This window comes from Streptomyces sp. NPDC043952, assembly GCF_056435325.1.
In genome coordinates, this window is sequence record NZ_JBWKES010000014.1 from 49,794 (window position 1) to 67,775 (window position 17,982).

At 73.4% G+C, this 17,982-nt stretch carries 19 protein-coding genes; 12 read left to right on the forward strand and 7 right to left on the reverse strand.

The window, feature by feature from the left end:
• Positions 1-16: 16 nt before the first annotated feature.
• Positions 17-439 (reverse strand): hypothetical protein, encoded by a 423-nt coding sequence (locus AC069R_RS18070; protein ID WP_478767769.1) that lies wholly within the window; start codon positions 437-439, stop codon positions 17-19.
• A gap of 113 nt (positions 440-552) precedes the next feature.
• On the opposite strand from AC069R_RS18070, the gene AC069R_RS18075 reads away from it, so the two are divergent.
• The 5 genes from AC069R_RS18075 (at position 553) to AC069R_RS18095 (ending at position 5,691) form a co-directional block, all read left to right on the forward strand.
• A complete protein-coding gene (locus AC069R_RS18075) occupies positions 553-1,296 on the forward strand; it encodes a beta-phosphoglucomutase family hydrolase (protein ID WP_478767770.1) in 744 nt (247 codons plus the stop codon).
• A complete protein-coding gene (locus AC069R_RS18080; RefSeq protein WP_478767771.1) occupies positions 1,293-3,680 on the forward strand; it encodes a glycoside hydrolase family 65 protein in 2,388 nt (795 codons plus the stop codon). Before AC069R_RS18075 ends, AC069R_RS18080 begins: the two co-directional genes overlap by 4 nt.
• Before the next feature lie 177 nt (positions 3,681-3,857).
• A complete protein-coding gene (locus AC069R_RS18085) occupies positions 3,858-4,598 on the forward strand; it encodes a beta-glucanase (RefSeq protein ID WP_478767772.1) in 741 nt (246 codons plus the stop codon).
• A gap of 38 nt (positions 4,599-4,636) precedes the next feature.
• The gene (locus AC069R_RS18090) at positions 4,637-5,395 is read left to right on the forward strand and encodes a PIG-L deacetylase family protein (RefSeq protein WP_478767773.1); all 759 of its coding nucleotides are present in this window, start codon (positions 4,637-4,639) and stop codon (positions 5,393-5,395) included.
• A gap of 80 nt (positions 5,396-5,475) precedes the next feature.
• Positions 5,476-5,691, forward strand: a complete 216-nt coding sequence (locus AC069R_RS18095) for a hypothetical protein (protein WP_478767774.1) — start codon at positions 5,476-5,478, stop codon at positions 5,689-5,691.
• A gap of 72 nt (positions 5,692-5,763) precedes the next feature.
• Here AC069R_RS18095 and AC069R_RS18100 read toward each other — a convergent pair whose 3' ends face one another.
• Complete coding sequence (locus AC069R_RS18100) at positions 5,764-6,333, reverse strand: putative immunity protein (RefSeq protein WP_478767775.1); 570 nt, start codon at positions 6,331-6,333, stop codon at positions 5,764-5,766.
• Positions 6,334-6,768: 435 nt separating this feature from the next.
• Between AC069R_RS18100 and AC069R_RS18105 the strand changes: the two genes are divergently transcribed.
• On the forward strand, positions 6,769-7,803 hold the full coding sequence (locus AC069R_RS18105; RefSeq protein WP_478767776.1) for a cytochrome c oxidase assembly protein: 1,035 nt from the start codon (positions 6,769-6,771) through the stop codon (positions 7,801-7,803).
• Between the two features lie 10 nt (positions 7,804-7,813).
• Here AC069R_RS18105 and AC069R_RS18110 read toward each other — a convergent pair whose 3' ends face one another.
• On the reverse strand, positions 7,814-8,404 hold the full coding sequence (locus tag AC069R_RS18110) for a helix-turn-helix domain-containing protein (protein ID WP_478767777.1): 591 nt from the start codon (positions 8,402-8,404) through the stop codon (positions 7,814-7,816).
• A gap of 28 nt (positions 8,405-8,432) precedes the next feature.
• Between AC069R_RS18110 and AC069R_RS18115 the strand changes: the two genes are divergently transcribed.
• Positions 8,433-8,921: an N-acetyltransferase family protein gene (locus AC069R_RS18115; protein WP_478767778.1), complete on the forward strand. Its 489-nt coding sequence runs from the start codon at positions 8,433-8,435 to the stop codon at positions 8,919-8,921.
• 335 nt (positions 8,922-9,256) lie between these two features.
• On the forward strand, positions 9,257-10,537 hold the full coding sequence (locus AC069R_RS18120) for a chloride channel protein (RefSeq protein ID WP_478767892.1): 1,281 nt from the start codon (positions 9,257-9,259) through the stop codon (positions 10,535-10,537).
• A 6-nt stretch (positions 10,538-10,543) separates the two neighbouring features.
• On the opposite strand, the gene AC069R_RS18125 is transcribed toward AC069R_RS18120, so the two are convergent.
• Positions 10,544-11,098, reverse strand: a complete 555-nt coding sequence (locus AC069R_RS18125; RefSeq protein ID WP_478767779.1) for a YciI family protein — start codon at positions 11,096-11,098, stop codon at positions 10,544-10,546.
• Positions 11,099-11,269: 171 nt separating this feature from the next.
• Here AC069R_RS18125 and AC069R_RS18130 point away from each other — a divergent pair, with 171 nt between their 5' ends.
• The 3 genes from AC069R_RS18130 to AC069R_RS18140 all read left to right on the forward strand — a co-directional run bounded on the left by AC069R_RS18130 (position 11,270) and on the right by AC069R_RS18140 (position 13,499).
• The gene (locus AC069R_RS18130; protein ID WP_478767780.1) at positions 11,270-12,238 is read left to right on the forward strand and encodes an alpha/beta hydrolase; all 969 of its coding nucleotides are present in this window, start codon (positions 11,270-11,272) and stop codon (positions 12,236-12,238) included.
• A gap of 69 nt (positions 12,239-12,307) precedes the next feature.
• Positions 12,308-12,910 carry a YdeI/OmpD-associated family protein gene (locus AC069R_RS18135; protein ID WP_478767781.1) on the forward strand — a complete coding sequence of 201 codons (603 nt, stop codon included), beginning with the start codon at positions 12,308-12,310 and terminating at the stop codon, positions 12,908-12,910.
• A 118-nt stretch (positions 12,911-13,028) separates the two neighbouring features.
• Positions 13,029-13,499, forward strand: a complete 471-nt coding sequence (locus AC069R_RS18140) for a GreA/GreB family elongation factor (RefSeq protein WP_478767782.1) — start codon at positions 13,029-13,031, stop codon at positions 13,497-13,499.
• A 93-nt stretch (positions 13,500-13,592) separates the two neighbouring features.
• On the opposite strand, the gene AC069R_RS18145 is transcribed toward AC069R_RS18140, so the two are convergent.
• Together AC069R_RS18145 and AC069R_RS18150 are read right to left on the reverse strand one after the other, a co-directional pair.
• The gene (locus tag AC069R_RS18145; RefSeq protein ID WP_478767783.1) at positions 13,593-16,079 is read right to left on the reverse strand and encodes an ATP-dependent Clp protease ATP-binding subunit; all 2,487 of its coding nucleotides are present in this window, start codon (positions 16,077-16,079) and stop codon (positions 13,593-13,595) included.
• A 39-nt stretch (positions 16,080-16,118) separates the two neighbouring features.
• A complete protein-coding gene (locus tag AC069R_RS18150) occupies positions 16,119-17,087 on the reverse strand; it encodes a Dyp-type peroxidase (RefSeq protein WP_478767784.1) in 969 nt (322 codons plus the stop codon).
• A gap of 132 nt (positions 17,088-17,219) precedes the next feature.
• Here AC069R_RS18150 and AC069R_RS18155 point away from each other — a divergent pair, with 132 nt between their 5' ends.
• Positions 17,220-17,561, forward strand: coding sequence for a thioesterase family protein (locus tag AC069R_RS18155; RefSeq protein WP_478767785.1), 342 nt, complete (start codon positions 17,220-17,222; stop codon positions 17,559-17,561).
• A 15-nt stretch (positions 17,562-17,576) separates the two neighbouring features.
• Here the strand turns inward: AC069R_RS18155 and AC069R_RS18160 are convergent, their stop codons facing one another.
• On the reverse strand, positions 17,577-17,915 hold the full coding sequence (locus AC069R_RS18160; RefSeq protein WP_478767786.1) for an NUDIX hydrolase: 339 nt from the start codon (positions 17,913-17,915) through the stop codon (positions 17,577-17,579).
• Positions 17,916-17,982 lie beyond the last annotated feature (67 nt).

Here is a 17,982-nt window from a genome sequence, read left to right on the forward strand (position 1 = left end):
CCGACTCGATCCGCCCTCAGTCCTCCGCCGGCGGTGACCAGGGCCGCTCCAGGGGCGGCGGCCCCTCCCAGGCGCCGCGGAGCATCTCCTTGAGCGTCTTCGGCGGGGTCTCCTTCTCCTCCCGCACATGCATGAGCCGGGCCGTGCTCACGCGTATGTGGCACTGGTGCCCCCGCAGCCCGACGAGGACCACCCACGACCCGTCCCGGCCGAGGAAGGCGTGCCGGGCCGGCTGGTCCCCCGGCTTGGCGTGCCGGGCGAGGGTGGCCGGCAGGTAGTGCAGCGCCGCGTCCTCGGCCACGGCGGCAATCCTGTCCTCGTCCCCCCGGACGCGGTGCGCGGCCGCCAGCTTCCAGTGGTGCAGCCGGAACTCGACGGCCTCCAGATGCCTTGTCTCCCGTATGTCTTCCTCGATGAGGACGTACCAGTCAGCGCACATGATCCGCGCATCCTGCCACGCGCCCGGCGCGCGCCTCGACCGAGCGGGTGCCTTCCGGCGTGCCGGGCCGGTGTCCCCCGCCGTCGGTCGCCGCCGGCTCCTAGCCTCGGAGCATGCCCCGGCTTCCCGCACACGTACGCGCCTGTCTGTTCGATCTCGACGGGGTGCTCACCCAGACCGCCAAGGTGCACTCGGCAGCCTGGAAGGAGATGTTCGACGCCTATCTGCGAGAACGCGCGCGGCGGGAGGGCGCCGAGTTCGTGCCGTTCGACGCCGTGCGGGACTACGACGAGTACGTGGACGGGCGGCCCAGGGAGGACGGGGTGCGGACGTTCCTCGCGGCGCGCGGGGTGCGGCTGCCCGAGGGCTCACCGCAGGATCCGCCGGACGCCGAGACGGTGCACGGTCTGGGCGCCCGGAAGAACGAGCTGGTGCTGCGCCGGATCCGGGAGGACGGCGTGGAGCCGTACGAGGGCTCGGTCCGCTTCCTGCACGAGGTGCGCGCGGCGGGCCTGGCCTGCGCGGTGGTGTCGTCCAGCGCGAACGCGCGGGACGTGCTGACCGCGGCCGGTATCGCGGACCTGTTCGACGAGCGGATCGACGGGGTGGTGACGCGCGAGCGGCAGTTGCGTGGCAAGCCCGCTCCGGACACCTATCTGGAGGCGGCCCGCGGGCTGTCCGTGGAGCCCGCCGCGGCGGCCGTGTTCGAGGACGCCCTCGCGGGTGTCGAGGCCGGGCGGGCGGGACGGTTCGGACTGGTGGTGGGGGTGGACCGGGTGGGGCAGGCGGAGCAGCTTCGGGCGCACGGCGCCGACGTGGTCGTCCGCGACCTGGCGGAACTCCTGGAGTCGTCGTGATCACGCATCCCAGCTACACCGTCGAGCCGTGGTCCCTGCGCGAGACCGAGCTGAACCTGGATGTGCTCGCGCAGAGCGAGTCGGTGTTCGCGCTGTCCAACGGGCACGTCGGCTGGCGCGGCAACCTCGACGAGGGCGAGCCGCACGGGCTGCCCGGCGCCTATCTCAACGGAGTCCACGAGCGGCACCCGCTGCCGTACGCGGAGGCCGGGTACGGCTATCCCGAGTCCGGCCAGACGGCAATCAACGTCACCGACGGCAAGGTGATCCGGCTGCTGGTGGACGACCACCCGTACGATCTGCGCTACGGTCGGCTGCTGTCCCACGAGCGGGTGCTGGACTTCCGCTCCGGGGTGCTCAGCCGCACCGCCCGCTGGACCTCGCCGGGCGGGCGCACGGTCCGGATCACCTCGCGGCGGCTGGTGTCCTTCACCCAGCGCGCGGTGGCCGCCGTGGTCTACGAGGTGGAGCCGGAGGACGGACCGGCCTCGGTGGCCATCCAGTCCGAGCTGATCGCCAACGAGCAGCTCCCGCATGTCGAGGGCGATCCGCGCGTGGCCGCCGCGACCGACTCCCCGCTGACGGCGGAGGAGCATTACGCCGAGGACACCCGGCTGCGTCTGGTGCACCGCACGGAACGCAGCGGGCAGCGGGTGGGCGCGGCGGCCGACCATCTCGTGGAGGGGCCCGAGAGCACCCGCTGGTCGGCGCAGTGCGAGCCCGATGTCAGCCGGCTGACGGTGACCGCGGACCTGACGCCCGGACAGCCGCTGCGGCTGGTCAAGTTCGTGGCGTACGGCTGGTCCGGGGAGCGTTCGCTGCCGAGCATGCGCGACCAGGTGGACGGGGCGGTGGCGGTCGCCGTCAGCACCGGCTGGGACGGTCTGGTCGCCGAGCAGCGGGCCTATCTCGACGGGTTCTGGGCGGGTGCGGACGTCGAGGTGGAGGGGGACCCGCAGATCCAGCAGGCGGTGCGGTTCGCCCTCTTCCATGTGCTCCAGGCGGCGGCCCGCGGCGAGAACCGGGCGATCCCGGCGAAGGGGCTGACCGGGACCGGGTACGACGGGCACTCCTTCTGGGACACCGAGTCGTATGTGATGCCGGTGCTGACGTTCACCGCGCCGGAGACGGTGGCGTCCGCCCTGCGCTGGCGGCACAGCACGCTGCCCGCGGCCCGTGAGCGCGCCCGTCAACTGGGCCTTCAGGGCGCGGCGTTCCCCTGGCGGACCATCGACGGCGCCGAGTGCTCCGCCTACTGGCCGGCCGGGACCGCCGCCTTCCACATCGACGCGGACATCGCGCTGGCCACGGTCCGCTATATCGCGGCGACCGGCGACGAGGCGTTCGAACGCGGGGTGGGATTCGACATCCTGGTGGACACCGCCCGGCTGTGGCGCTCGCTCGGCCACCACGACCCGGAGGGCGTCTTCCACATCGACGGGGTCACCGGGCCCGACGAGTACAGCGCCATCGCGCGGGACAACCTCTACACCAACCTGATGGCCCGCCAGAACCTGCTGGCCGCCGCCGATGTGGCGATCCGCCATCCGGACCGGGCCGACGAACTCGGGGTGGACGACGAGGAGGCCGCGGCCTGGCGGGACGCGGCGGCCCGGATGGCGATCCCGTACAACGACGCCCTGGGCGTCCACGAACAGTCCGCCGGATACACGCACTTCCAGCGCTGGGACTTCGAGCGGACCCCGGCCGAGCACTATCCGCTCCTGCTCAACTACCCCTACTTCGACCTGTATCGCAAGCAGGTGGTGAAGCAGGCCGACGTGGTGCTGGCGATGCTGGAGTGCCCGTACGCGTTCAGCGACGAGGAGAAGGCGCGCAACTTCGCCTATTACGAGGCGCTGACGGTGCGCGACTCCTCCCTGTCGGCGTGCTGCCAGGCGGTGCTCGCCGCGGAGACCGGGCACCTCAGGCTGGCGTACGCCTATCTCGCCGAGGCCGCGCTGATGGACCTGGACGACCTGGAGCACAACACCCGCGACGGGCTGCACATCGCCTCGCTGGCCGGGACGTGGATCGCCCTCGTCGCCGGTTTCGGGGGCCTGCGCTGGCACCTCGGCAAGGACGAGCGGCCGGATGTGCTCGGCTTCGCGCCGCGGCTGCCCGAGGCGCTGTCACGGGTGGTGTTCACGGTGCAGGTGCGCGGGCGCCGGCTGAAGGTGGACATCGGTCCGCAGCAGGTGCGGTACCGGCTGGTGGAGGGCGAGCCGGTGACGATCCTCCACTACGGCGATCCGGTCGGCGTGACCACGGACGCGCCGCAGGACCGTGCCGTCCCGCCCACGCCGGTGCGCCCGGAGCCGCAGCAGCCGCGGGGGCGGCGCCCGGAGGGACTGGCCGAGCAGGACGACGCGCCGGAGCAATAGCCGTACGGGAGGCTTGGGTTCGGTTCGGCGCAGCCCCTGGTCCGGACCTCTGGACAAGCCCCGGAGCCGGGGAAGGGCATACCGGCCGTTCACCCGGATGGGGAGATCCGGGCAAGAGTCGGGGCGTAGGCGCATGACCGGCCGCCAGGCGGTGAGACATCGGTCATGGAGATGAGCATGGACGAACCGCCGCGGGGCGACCCCTTATCGGCCGCCCCGCGATTCCCGGACGCGTCCGATGTGGTGTTCACGGCGGACTTCGCCTCCACGGCCCAGTGGGTCGCGGGGCGTTCGCGGGCGTTTCCGGGGGGCGGCCCGGCCCATCCGGACGAGGACCGGCTGGACCGGCTGGTGGCCGACCCCGGCTACTGCCGCTCGGGGGTCTTCCGGGCCACCCGCCGGGCGGACGGGCGTTGGAACACGGGGCTGCTGACCACGGAGGGCAGCCGGGAGGGTTTCACCGTGCAGCCGGGTGATGTGCTGGAGGCGCGGGTGCGGCTGCCTCGGGAGACCGGCGCCTGGCCGGCGATCCGGACCTGGCGGGACGGCGGCCAGGGGGTGGACGTGTTCGAGTACCACGTGGACAACCCCGACCATCTGGAGTTCACCAACCGGGTGCGCAGCGCCAGTTGCTACCTGCGCGACGACGCGGTCCGCCCCGGCGCGTGGGTGGACCTGCGTACGGAGTTCGGGCCGCGCTGTGTGATCTGGTCGCTGAACGGCGCCTCGGTGTTCGCGGACCACCGGGGCGTGGGGCAGGCGTGGCGGGCCCATCTCATCGTGGGCCTCTCGGTGTGCGCCGGGCGCTACCACCCGCCGCCGGACCCGGCCACGAGCGAGATGTCGTTCGAGGTGAGCGCGCTGACCGTGCGCCGTCCGTATGGTGGCGGGCGGTCGGTGTACGCGCGGTCGGTGTGAGCCGTCCCCCGGATTCTCGTGACGAAGGTGGTCCGTCCATGTCCGTGCCGAGTCTGCTCGCGGTGTTCGCCCACCCGGACGACGAGTCGCTGTCGGCGGGCGGGGTGCTGGCCCGGCACGCGGCCGCGGGTGCCCGTACCGGGGTCGTCACATCGACGTGGGCGGCGGACACCGGGCGCGCCGCGGAGCTGGCCGAGGCGCTGCGGATCCTCGGCGCCGGCCGGCCCCGGCTGCTGGGGTACGCCGACGCGCGGGTGCCGTGGTCGGCGCCGGGCCGCGCCCGGTTCTGCGACGCGCCGCTGGACGAGGCGGTCCGGCGGCTGGTGGCGCACCTCCGCGCGTTCCGCCCGGAGATCGTCGTCACGCACGACGCGTACGGCGGGGTGACGGGGCATCCGGATCATGTGCACACGCACCGGGTGACCGTGCTCGCCGTCCAGGCGGCCGGGCTTGCCCGGTTCGCTCCGGACGCCGGCGCACCCTGGCAGCCGCGCGCCCTGTATCTGGCGACCCATCCGCACTCGGCCGTGCCGGCGCTGCGGGAGGTGGTCGGGGAGCGGAAGACGGCGTACAGCGTTCCGGACGAGCAGGTCACGGCGACGGTCGATGTCGGCCCCTGGCTGGAGCGGAAGATCGCCGCCGTCCTGGCGCACCGCTCCGAGGTGGAGCGCGGGGCGGTGCCGGGTCTGCTGGCCCGTCTCTCCCGGCCGGAGTGGAAGCGGGTGATGGGCACGGAGTGGTTCATCCGGCACGGCCTCGCCACCACGGCACCGGCGCGGACGGAGCTGACCGTCTGACCGGCCGCCGGGAGGCGGGCGGGCGCCCCGTTCGCCATGCTGGGCTGAGAGGGGCAGTTCCGCGCGACAAGGAGCACGGCATGCCGACGGACGCGATCGGACGATTCATGGCGGCTCTGGAGCCCGACCAGCGAGCGGCCATCGGCGCGAAACCGCGCGCCGAGCAGGAGCAGCTGGCCGCGGCCTGGGAGCGGGAACTGGAGGCCGACGACGAACTGGACACGCTGGACGAACTCTCCCCGCCGGCGGCCGAGGCCGAGGCGGCACGGCGTGTACTGCACCGCGAGGCGGGGTGAGCCGTCCCCTCTCCGGTCCCGAACCGCCCTGAATCGCAGGGCCGCCGGGGCGATCGGCGCCCAGTGCCCCACTCACTCGCGCAGCGCCGCGTCCAACCCCCGGATGTACTCCCCCACGTGCCCGCCCCCGGCCGGAGCCGCGGGCAGGCGGCCGAGGACGGCGGTGACGGCGGCCGGGGCGTGGGCGCGTGCCTGCGCGAGCGCGTCGGCGGCGGCTGTGTGGTCCTCGTCGGCCGCCAGTTCCCGTGCGCGGGCGGCGTGGGCCGCCGCGCCGAGGATGTGTTTGACCTGGTGGGCGTCGGCGAGAGGGTGGAGGAACGCGGCGCCTGCCGCGTGGCTCGCCGCGCGGGCGGCATCGGCGGCGGCCGGTGCCGCGGCCTCGCGTGCCGCGCGGAACGCCGCGAAGCCGCTCAGCCGCAGCGCCTGGGTACGGCGTCCGCCGGCCGCGAAGGCGCGTGCCGCCTCGATGGCCTCGCGGGGGCGCGGGTCGGCGGGCATGTCCTGTTCGAACAGGTGCAGCACTCTGCTCGCGCAGTCGGCCGCGTAGCCCGTGATCTCCCGCAGCTCGTCCTCGGTCAGTTCCATCCGGTCCGCCCGGTCCGCCCCGTCCGTCCGGTCCGTCTTGCTCGGCTTCGTCGGCACGGCCCCATCCTGCCGCACACCGGACCGGCCGGCGGCGCGGCCCGGCGAGGGCGTGCTGCGCGAGCTGGACGTGACGCAGAGCGGGCCGGCCGAGGAGGAGGCGGCGGCGACGGAGTTCGCGCGGGTGAGTCCGGAGCAGAAGGGCGCGGATCGTCTTGCAGCGGGGCACCGGCAGCGATGTCGCCTTCCTGGATGACGGCGTCGATCACGCGCTCACCCGCACGTCGCCGATGCGGGCATCTCGGTGGACTCGGCCGGGCGCGGCCGGTCCGCGGGCCGAGGCCGGCCACCGCCGGCTGCGGCGCCGTGCCGCCCGCTTCAGCACGGCCGCCCGGCCCGCTGGGCACGACCCTGCCGGGACGGGGCGCGCCGCGAGCGGCTACTGTCACCTGTCGTCCGGTGTGCTCCCTATAGGCAGGTGGAGGAAGCTTTTCCATGTCTGGTCACGCGACGGCCGTGGTGGCGGCCGGGAGCCTGCCGGAGCTGACACTCGCACGCGCGCTGGGGTCGTGGCAGATCGACGTGCCCGCGCTGATACTGATCGCGCTCCTGGGCGGCCTGTACGGCTGGGGCGTGCTGCGGGTGCGCCGGGCGGGCGGGACCTGGTCGCCGGGCCGGACCCTCGCGTTCACCGTGCTGGGCCTCGGCGGCCTCGCGGTGGCCACCATGTCGAGCCTCGCGGTCTACGACCATGTGCTGTTCTGGCCGGCCGCGGTGCAGAACGTCCTGCTGGACCTCATCACCCCGCTGGGCCTGGCCCTCGGCGATCCGCTGCGGCTCGCCATCGAGGCGCTGCCGGGCGAGGGCGCCGCGCGGGTGCAGCGGGTGATGGGCGGGCGGGTCGTACGACTGCTCACCTTCCCGCTGGTCAGCACGGCCCTGGTGCTGGGGACCGAGCTGACGGTCTACTTCACGCCGTACTTCGCCACCGCCCTGCGCGTCGGCTGGCTGCACGAGCTGATGTACCTGCACCTGCTGGCGGCCGGCTGCCTGTTCGTCGTACCGGTCCTCACCCGCGAGGAGGCGCTGCCCGCGTGGTGCAGTCACCCGGTGCGCGCGGCGCTGGTCTTCCTGGACGGCATCATCGACGCGGTGCCCGGCCTGGTGGTGATGACGCACGGCACGCTGATCGCCGGGGCCTGGTATCTGCGTCACGCGCCCGCCTGGTCGCCGGACGTCCAGCACGACCAGCAGATCGGCGGCGGCGCCATGCTGAGCATCGCGGAACTGGTCGCACTGCCCTTCCTGCTGGCGATCCTGGTGCAGTGGGCGCGCGCCGAACGCGTGCAGGCCGCGGCCCTGGACCGGCGGCTGGACCGGGACCTCGCGCCGGTGGCGCCCCCCGCGTCCGGGTCCGGGCGGGCCGAGGCACCGTCCGACGAGGCCGAGGCGGTACGGGTACGGCCCTGGTGGGAGACGGAGCAGAACGAGGTGGCCGCCCGGATCCGCCGCCAGCACGGCGAGGACTGAGGGGCGCGGGTCAGGGCCGGGTGCCGCGGGCCAGGATGACGGCGTAGCGGCACTCGGTGTCCGTGGTGTTGGCGAAGACGCGCGGCGCGGGGTCGCCGAGTTCGAGGGTGTCGCCCGGCCCGAGTTCATGGATGTGCTCGCCGTCCTGGAAGGTCAGGCGGCCGTCGAGGACCCAGACGACCTGGTGGACGAAGGCGAAGGCCGCGGCCGGGTACGACACCCGTGCCCCGGCGGGCAGCCGGATCTCGGCGACCTCCGCGGGGAAGTGCGCGCCGGTGATCTGGCGGCGCCGGTAGCCGGTGGCGGGATCCTGCCACTGGGGCGCCTCGGTACGACGGCGCGCTCCCGCTTCCTCCGCGGTCCCCGGCGCTGTGCCCTCCGCGAGGGCGAGCAGCGAGGCGATGCTCAGCTGGAAGGCGGCGGACAGCTTGCCGAGCACGACGGCGGTGGGGCTGCTCTCGCCGCGCTCGATCCGGTTGATCATGGCACGGGAGACCCCGGACGCGTCGGCGAGCTGGGCGAGGGTCCAGCCGCGCCGTTCCCGTTCGGCGCGGATCCGGGCCGCGATCCGCGCCACCAGGGGATCTACTATGTTGGACATGCTTCCAATATATGAGAGAGATCGTCCGGTGACCGTGCGTCCGGCGTGCGCCGGTGATGCGGAGGCGGTGCGGGCGATCCGCAACCACGCGATCGAGCACTCGACGGCCCTGTGGACGGAGGTTCCGCAGTCACCCGCCGAGGGTGCGGCCTGGCTGGCGCGGCATCTGGAGCGCGGTTCGGCGTTCGTGGCCGAGGCGGACGGCGAGGTGGCGGGGTTCGCGGTGTTCGCGCCGTGGCGGGAGCTGGAGGGTTACCGGCACACGGTGGAGGACTCGGTCTACGTCCGCGAGGGCCGGCATGGGCTCGGCATCGGGTCCGCGCTGCTCACCACGCTCATCGCGGCGGCGCGCGCGGCGGGCCACCACCTCGTGATCGCCGGCATCGAGTCGGGCAACGGCGCCTCGATCCGGCTCCATGAGCGCTTCGGGTTCGAGCACGCCGGAACGGTCCGGGAGGCCGGCATCAAGTTCGGCCGCCGGCTCGACCTGACGCTGATGCGGCTGGCCCTGGACTGAGCGGCGCGGCCGGGGCCTCCGACTGAGCGGCGCGGCCGGGCCTTGGGCTGAACAGGCGTCCGCCGAGATGCGGGGCGGGGCGGACGGCCGTTTACTCGGGACGGGACGGACGGGGCCTCTTACCTGGGACGGGACGGACGGCCGTTCGCTGGAGCCCGCCCGGTGCGTTGCCGAACGCCGTCCGGGGCACCGTCGGCGGTGGAGGTGGAACGGGCGTGAACGACACGGTCGGACAGCCCCCGGCCGACGACGGGCGGTCCCCGGCGGCGGGAGACGGGCAGCCTTCGACGGCCGGCGGCGAGCGGACCTCCGCGGGCGGCGACCCGGCGCGGACGCTGCTGAGCCGCGGGTATCTCCGGCTGCTCGTGCTCTCGCTGGGTCTCGGTGTGCCGATCGCGCTCGCCAGCTTCTTCTTCGTCGGCCTCCAGCACTGGCTCCAGCACCAGGTGTGGCAGGAGCTGCCGCACGCGCTCGGGCTGGGGCGGGCCCCCTGGTGGTGGCCGCTGCCCGCGCTGACGCTGGCCGGACTGATCCTCGCCCCGATCGTCACCCGGCTGCCGGGAGCCGGCGGGCACGTCCCGGCGCACGGCCTGGGCGGGGACCCCATCGGCCCCCGCGCCCTGCCGGGCGTGGTGCTGGCCGCCGTCCTCACGCTTCCGCTGGGCGTCACCCTCGGCCCCGAGGCGCCGCTGATGGCGGTCGGGTCCGCGCTCGCCCTGCTCGGGGTGCGCGTGCTGCGGCGGCACCCGGCGGACGCCGCCTCGGCGACGGTGGTGGCCACCGCGGGGTCCACGGCGGCCATCTCCACCATCCTGGGCGGCCCGGTGGTGGCCGCCATCATGGTCGTGGAGGCCGCCGGTCTCGCCGGGCCCCGGCTCGCCGTGCTGTTGCTGCCCTGTCTTGCCGCGAGCGGGGCGGGCGCGCTCGTGTTCACCGGATTCGGCCACTGGACCGGCCTGTCGATCGGCGCCCTCGCGCTGCCGAAGGTGCCGCCGGACACGGTCCCCGACGCGGGCGACTTCCTGTGGGGGCTGCCGGTGGCCGCGCTGATCGCCGTCCTCGTCTCGGCGGCCCACGGGCTCGGGGAGCGCACCCACCGGTGGACCTCCGCGCAGGCGACGGCGGTCCGCACGGTGGTGTGCGCCGTGGCCGCCGGCGTCTGTCTGACGGCGTACGCCCTGCTGACCGGCCGCTCGCCCGAGGAGGCGGCGCTGTCGGGGCAGACGACGCTCGGGCAGCTGGCCGAGAACCCGCGGGGGTGGCCGGTGCTCGCGCTGGTGGCGCTGGTTGTCTGCAAGGCGCTCGCCTGGGGCATCAGCCTGGGCAGCCTGCGCGGCGGCCCGATCTTCCCCGCGGTGCTGATCGGCGTGGCGACCGGCCTGGTCTTCGCGGGCCTGCCGGGGCTCGGGGCGGCCCCCGCGTTCGCGCTGGGCATCTCGGCGGCCACGACGGTCGTCACCGGGCAGCCGCTGACCAGCTGTGTCCTGGCCGTACTGCTGCTCGGCCGCGACGCGTACAACCAGATGCCGCTGATCGTCCTCGCGGCGGTCACCGCCCTCCTGGTCAGCCGCCTGCGCGCGAGCCGCCGGCCGGAGCCCGCCCCGTCCCGCACCTGAGCGGCTTCACCCCGAGCGGCCGCCGAACCGCCAGGCGTGGACCTCGACCCCGGCGTACCGGTCCACCGTCAGCAAGGCACGGGCGGCGGCCGGACCGGGGGCCCGGAGCAGGGCCGCGGTGCCCAGCCAGGCGGTGCCGTCGTCGGAGAGCAGAGGGCCGTAGGCGATCAGCTCGTCGCCGCGTCCGGCCGGGACCGCGAGGTCGGCGGCCTCGCCCGCACCGAGGCCGAGCACCAGGTAGCGGTCGCCGTCGGCGGGACCGCCGGGGAAGTCCCACATCGTGCGCCCGAGCAGGTTCCGCCAGCGCCGCAGCAGCACGTCCCGGTAGACGCCCGCCTGGTAGCCGGGCTCGTCGAAGGCGAACGCGCGGGCGGCCGCGGCGTCCGGCAGGTCCAGGATGTGCAGGCTGCCGGTGGGTGTCTCGCCGTCCTGCCCGAGCGTCGGACCGCGGGCGATCATCTCCTTGTCGAACCGGTCCATGTAGGACCAGTGATCTTCGAGCAACGCCATGCGGAGCGGCAGCGAGTCGGGCCGGTCGCGGTGATAGCAGAGGAACTCCATGCGCACACCCTCTCGCGCGGCCCGCCATCCGATCACCCCCTTTTCCCCGGCGCCGCCCGGTGCTCCAGGGGGCCGGGCGCTCCGCGTGCGGCGCCGGTACAAAACGTGCAGGGTGGGAACGTCGGCCGTTCGCCCACCGGTCCGGCGGCCAGGAGATACCGAGGAGAGCCGATGTCCGATGCCGTAGCGCCGCAGCCGGTCCTGGAGCCCGCGGCGGCCGAGTTCGCCGCGGCGACCGCGAAGCCGCCGTTCCTGTTCGATCTGCCGCCCGCGGAGGGCCGCAAGGCGGTCGACGAGGTCCAGTCCGGGGACATCGGGAAACCGGCGGTCGACGAGGAGTGGATCACCGTCTCCGGCGGGCCCACGGGCAGCGTCCGGGCACGGATCGTCCGGCCCCCCGGCACCTCGGGCAGCCTCCCGGTCATCCTCTATGTGCACGGCGCCGGCTGGGTGTTCGGCAACGCCCACACCCACGACCGTCTGGTGCGCGAACTCGCCGTCGGCGCACAGGCCGCTGTGGTCTTCCCCGAGTACGACCTCTCCCCCGAGGCCCGCTACCCCGTCGCCATCGAGCAGAACTACACCGTCGCCCGGTGGGTGGTGGAGCAGGGCGCGACCAAGGACCTGGACGGCTCCCGGCTCGCGGTGGCCGGGGACTCGGTCGGCGGCAACATGAGCGCCGCCCTCACCCTGATGGCCAAGGAGCGCGGCGGTCCCGCGCTGGTCCAGCAGGTGCTGTTCTACCCGGTCACCGACGCGAACTTCGACACGCCGTCGTACCACCAGTTCGCCACCGGCTACTTCCTGCGCCGCGACGGCATGCAGTGGTTCTGGGACCAGTACACGACCGACGCGTCCGACCGCGCCCAGATCACCGCCTCGCCGCTGCGCGCCACCACCGAGCAGCTCAGCGGCCTGCCGCCCGCGCTGGTCATCACCGGCGAGGCCGATGTGCTGCGCGACGAGGGCGAGGCGTACGCGTCCAAGCTGCGCGCGGCCGGCGTCCCGGTGACCGCCGTACGGTTCCAGGGCATCATCCACGACTTCGTCATGCTCAACGCCCTGCGCGACACCCACGCCGCCCAGGCGGCCATCGACCTGGCCACCCGTACCCTGCACCGCGCGCTGCACGCGAACTGACCGCGGTCCCCGCCCGATTGACCGGTCGCGTCCCCGCCCGATTGACCGGCCGCGCGCCGGCGGGATTTCATGAGATCTATGTCTGGCGGCTCCTCCCACACAACCGATCCGGTGCTTTTCTTCGCCACCCCCGAGGAGTGGGAGAAGTGGCTGGAGGACAACCACGCGGAGGTCACGGGGGTCTGGCTGAAGCTCGCCCGCAAGGGCGTCGCCGGACCCGGCGGGGTCGACTACCAGGGTGCGCTGGAATCGGCGCTCTGCTTCGGCTGGATCGACGGCCAGAAGCGGAAGCTGGACGAACGCCACTGGCTCCAGCGCTTCACCCCCCGGCGGCCCGGCAGCCGGTGGTCCCAGGTCAACCGGGAGAAGGCGACACGCCTCATCGAGGAGGGCCGGATGCGGCCCGCCGGGCTGCGCGAGGTGGAACGGGCCCGCGCGGACGGCCGCTGGGCGGCGGCCTACGCCGGTCCGCGCGCGGCCACCGTGCCCGACGACCTCCGGGCGGCCCTGGACGCCGTCCCGGCGGCCGCCGCGTTCTTCACCACCCTGGACAGCCGCAACCGCTACTCCGTCCTGCACCGGATCGAGGAGGCGAAGAAGCCCGAGACCAGGGCGGCGCGCATCGCCCGGTTCGTCGCCATGCTCGCCGACGGGAGGAAGCCGCATCCCTAGCGAGCCGGGCCACGGCCTGCCGCCCGTGCGCCGCCTCCACCGCCGCGACTGCCTCCACCGCTTACGATGCGGGAGCAAAGCCTCATCGAGCCGTATACCGACGTCGACTGGAGCAGTCATGACCGGTGGCCCCGAACCGATCAGTGCCGAGGCGCGGCGCGCGTTGGAGCAGGAGCTCGCGGATCTGCGGGAGGAGCGGCGGATGGTCGCCGGGACGCTGAAGGACAATCCCGACGTGGGCGACCAGGCCGACCAGGCCGACGAGTTGCAGCGGGTGGACCAGCTCGACCGGCTGGACCGGCGGATCGCGGACATCACCGAGCGGCTGCACGAGGCGGATCAGGCCGGGCCCGCGCGCACCGATGTGGTCGGGGTGGGCAGCACGGTCACCGTGCGGTTCGCGAACGGCTCGGTGGAGACGCTGTCCATCGGCGAGGGCGCCGAGGCGCTGGACCAGAACCTGGTCACCGAGGACAGCCCGCTCGGCCGGGCGCTGCTCGGCCGCCGGGCCGGGGACAGCGTGCGGTACGACACCCCGGACGGGCCCGCGAGCGCGGTGGTGGAGTCGATCGGCGGCTCGTCCTCGTAAGAGAGCCCGGAAGGCGTAAGAAAGCCAGGAAGTCGTATGAGAGCCAGGAAGTCGTATGAGAGCCGGGAAGTCGTAAGAGAGCCGGGAAGCCGGTCAGCTCTCGGGCTTGCGGACCGAGCAGTGCAGGGTGTCCTTCACCACGTCGGCGACGATCGTGTCCCCCGGCTCGGCCTCGCCGCTCAGCAGCAGCGTGGCGATGCGGTTGTCCAGCTCCGCCTGGATGGTGCGGCGCAGCGGGCGGGCGCCGAACTCCGGCTGGTGGCCATGGGCGATGAGCAGCTTCTTCGCGGCCTCGGTGACCTCCAGATGCATGCCCTGGGCGTGCACCCGGCGCTTGCTCTGGTCGAGCAGGTGGTCCACGATCTGCGACAGATCGTCCTCGGTGAGCCCGTGGAAGATGATGATGTCGTCGATGCGGTTGAGGAACTCCGGCAGGAAGCGGCCCCGCAGATCGTCCATCAACTCGTCCTTCAGCTGCGACACATCGCCCTTGTGGTCGAGGATGCGGTGCGCGCCGATGTTGGACGTCATGATGACGACACAGTGCCGGAAGTCGACGGTGCGGCCCTGGGAGTCGGTGAGGCGGCCGTCGTCCAGGATCTGGAGCAGGGTGTTGAAGACGTCGGGGTGCGCCTTCTCCACCTCGTCGAACAGCACGACGCTGTACGGCTGTCTGCGCACCTTCTCGGTGAGCTGGCCCGCCTCCTCGTAGCCGACGTATCCGGGCGGGGCGCCGACGAGGCGGGCGACGGTGTGCTTCTCCTGGAACTCGCTCATGTCGAAGCGGACCATGCGGTCCTCCTCGCCGAACAGCAACTCGGCGAGGGTCTTGGCGAGTTCGGTCTTGCCGACACCGGTCGGGCCGAGGAACAGGAAGGAGCCGACGGGCCGGTTGGGGTCGCCCATGCCGGCGCGGTTGCGTCGTACGGCCTGTGACACGGCGGTGACCGCCTCGTTCTGGCCGACGATGCGGGCGTGCATCTCCTCCTCCAGCTTGAGGAGTTTCTCCTTCTCGCTGGCGGTGAGCTGGGAGACGGGGATGCCGGTGCGCCGGGAGACGATGTCGGCGATGTCGGCGGCGGTGACGGAGACGACGCCCTCGCGGCGCTCCTCGATGCCGGCGAGTTCGGCCTCCGTCCCGGCGATCTCCCGCTTCAGTTCCGATGCCCGCTCGAAGTCCTCGGCGGACACGGCCTGTTCGAGTTCGCGGCGCAGCTTGGCGATGCGGTCCTCGCGGCTGACGACCTCGGTGGAGCGGCTGGCGCTGCGCAGCCGCACCCGCGCGCCCGCCTGGTCCAGGACGTCGATGGCCTTGTCGGGCAGGAAGCGGTCGGTGATGTACCGGTCGGACATCTCGGCGGCGGCCAGCAACGCGCCGTCGTCGAAACGCACTTGGTGATGCGCTTCGTAGGCGTCCCGCAGTCCTTCGAGGATCTGCACGGTCTCCTCGACGGTCGGCTCGGGGACCATCACCGGCTGGAACCGGCGCTCCAGGGCGGCGTCCTTCTCGACGTACTTGCGGTACTCGTCGATGGTGGTGGCGCCGACGACGTGCAAGTCGCCGCGTGCCAGGGCGGGTTTGAGCATGTTGCCGGCGTCCATGGCGCCCTCGCCGGTGGCCCCGGCGCCGACGACGGTGTGCAGTTCGTCGATGAAGAGGATGATGTTGCCGCTCGCGGCCTGGACCTCCTCGATGACCTTCTTCAGCCGCTCCTCGAACTGGCCCCGGTACTGGGCGCCCGCCACCATGCCCGACAGGTCGAGCGCGACGACCCGCTTGTCCTTCAGGGTGTCGGGGACCTCGCCGGCCACGATGCGCTGGGCGAGGCCCTCCACGATGGCGGTCTTGCCGACGCCGGGTTCGCCGATCAGCACGGGGTTGTTCTTCGAGCGCCGGGACAGGATCTCGACGGTCTGCTCGATCTCCTCGGCGCGGCCCACCACCGGGTCCAGCTTGCCGGCCTTGGCCTCGTCGGTGAGGTCGCGGCCGAACTCGTCCAGGGTGGTGGCCGGCTGCTTGCGCTCGGCCGGCGTGTTCTCGCCGCGGGCCGCCTGTTCGGCGAGGCCCGAGAGCTTGCGGGCGTCCATGCCCTCGGCCCGCAGCAGCCGGGCGGCCCCGCTGTCGCTGTCGCCGAGCAGCGCGGCGAGAATGTGCTCGGGCCCGATGTACGACACCCCGGCCGCCTGCGACTGGGCGTAGGCGGCGCCGAGGGTGCGCTTGGCCGCCGGGGTGAGGCCGGGCTGCGCGGAGGGCTGGCCGGACTCGCGCGGCAGCACCTTGGCGATCTCGGCCGCGAGGCTGTCGGGGTCCACATCCACCTGGAGCAGCAGCCTGCGGGAGGGCTCGACCTTGGTGGCCGCCCACAGCAGATGCTCCGTGTCGAGGTCCGAGGTGCCGTCCTCGACGGCCCGCCGCGCGGCCAGGTTGAGGAGTTCCTGCGACGACTCCGTCAGCAGCCGCCCGATCGGCACGCGCTGCACCGCGGGCGGGGAGGACGCCGGCGACATCCCGAAGAAGCGATTCAGCAGTTCGCTGAAGGGGTCCTGGGAACCGAAGGGGGTGCCGAACGGCATCGACATGAGAACTCCAGGGGCGCAAGGGGGGTCGCGCAAGGGGGGTCAGTACTCACTGAACCCCGGCGCCGGGTGGCCCGCAAGCGGAGGCCGGGCGGGGGGATCGTCGAGGAAGTCCAGGGTCGGCACATGGAAGAGACAGCCCGTGACCGGCACGGAGAAGTCGAGGATCCGGTCGTGCGACGCGGTGTCCCGGCCGAGGAACATGTTGCGCAGCATGGACTCCGTGACCTCGGGGGTGCGGGCGTAGCCGATGAAGCAGGTGCCGTACTCGCCCTGCGCGACGTTCCCGAAGGGCATGTTCTCGCGCACGATCTTGCGCTCGTCGCCGTGCTCGTCGGTGACGGTGTTGAGAGCCACGTGGGAGTCGGCGGGTTTGACGTCGTCGGAAAGTTCGATGTTGGCGAGTCTGGTGCGCCCGATGGCCTTCTCCTGCTCCTCGACCGGCAGGGCGTTCCAGCCCTTCATGTCGTGCAGGTACTTCTGCACGGTCACATAGCTGCCGCCGCGGAAGTCCGGGTCCTCGTCGCCGATGAAGACCGCGTCGTCAGCGACCCGGCCCTCGGGGCTCTCGCTGCCGTCCACGAAGCCGAGCAGATCGCGTTCGTCGAAGAACTTGAAGCCATGCACCTCGTCCACCACGGTGGCCGCGCCGTCGAGCCGCTCGGCGAACAGGCGGGCCAGTTCGAAGCAGAGGTCCATGCGGCGGCAGCGGACGTGGAAGAGGAGGTCGCCCGGAGTGCCGGGGGCGTGGTGGCGGGGGCCGTTCAGCTCCCTGAAGGGGTGCAGGTCGCGGGGGCGGGGCCCGCTGAACAGGCGGCTCCAGGCGGCGGAGCCGATGCCGACGACGCAGCTCAGCTCCTCGGGCGGGGCGCGGAAGGCGACCGAACGGCGCAGCGCGGACACGTCCTGCAACAGGTCCCGGACGGTGTCCTCGCCGCCCTGGTCGACGGTGACGACGAGGAACACGGCGGCCCTGGCGGGCGGGACGACGACGGGCTGCGACTCGGGCACGGGTCCTGCCTCCTCGTACGGGACGGAGCCGGACCGTTCCAGCATGGCGCGGCCCCGCGGGCTCGGCAGGTCGGCGGGCCGGTGGGCGCATAGCGTGAGGGGATGTGCGACCAGGTGTCTCAAGTCCACCGGGTGACCGATGCCGATACCGCGCGGGCGCTGGGCAGCGGCGAGGTGCCGGTGCTCGGCACGCCCCGGCTGAGCGCATGGCTGGAGGCGGCGACCGTGCGCGCCGCCGCGCCGTTCACCGGTCCGGGCGAGACCACCGTGGGGACCGCCGTACGCGTGCGGCATCTGCGCGCGACGCCCGTCGGCGGCCGGGTCGAGGTGACGGCGGATCCCCCGGCCCGGACGAGCGCGGGGCGGCTGACCTTCGCGGTGCGGGCCGTGGACGGGCGGGGCCTGCCGGTCGCGGGGGGCGAGATCGACCGGGCGGTCGTGGACCGCCGGCGGTTCCTCGAAGGGGGTGCCTGATGCGCGGCCGAGGGGTCACACGGGGGTGTGCCCGGCGAGGTAGTCGCGCACGGCCGCGGGCAGCGCGATGGCCGCGGTCTGTTCGACCGGCGTCCAGCGGATGTCCTCAGGGGCGAGCCGGGCGCCGTCCGAGGGGTCCTCGCTGAGGAGCTGGCAGGGCACGGCCGGGGTGCCGTCCAGCGCCGGGGAGCCGTCGGCCAGGTAGCCGGTCGTCTCGTAGACCACGCGGGCGGCGGTGGCCTGCGCCGTCTCGGCGGGCTGCCCGGCGCCCGACGGCAGCCCCCAGCCGTCCGCCTCCCGGATCAGCAGCAGCCGTCCGTCGTACACGACGACGGCCTGTACGGCGTTCTCCATGCGCTTCCTCCCCCTGGTCCGGCTCCCCCGTCCGCTGCTGGCCTACCCCGGCGAGCGGCCCCGCACA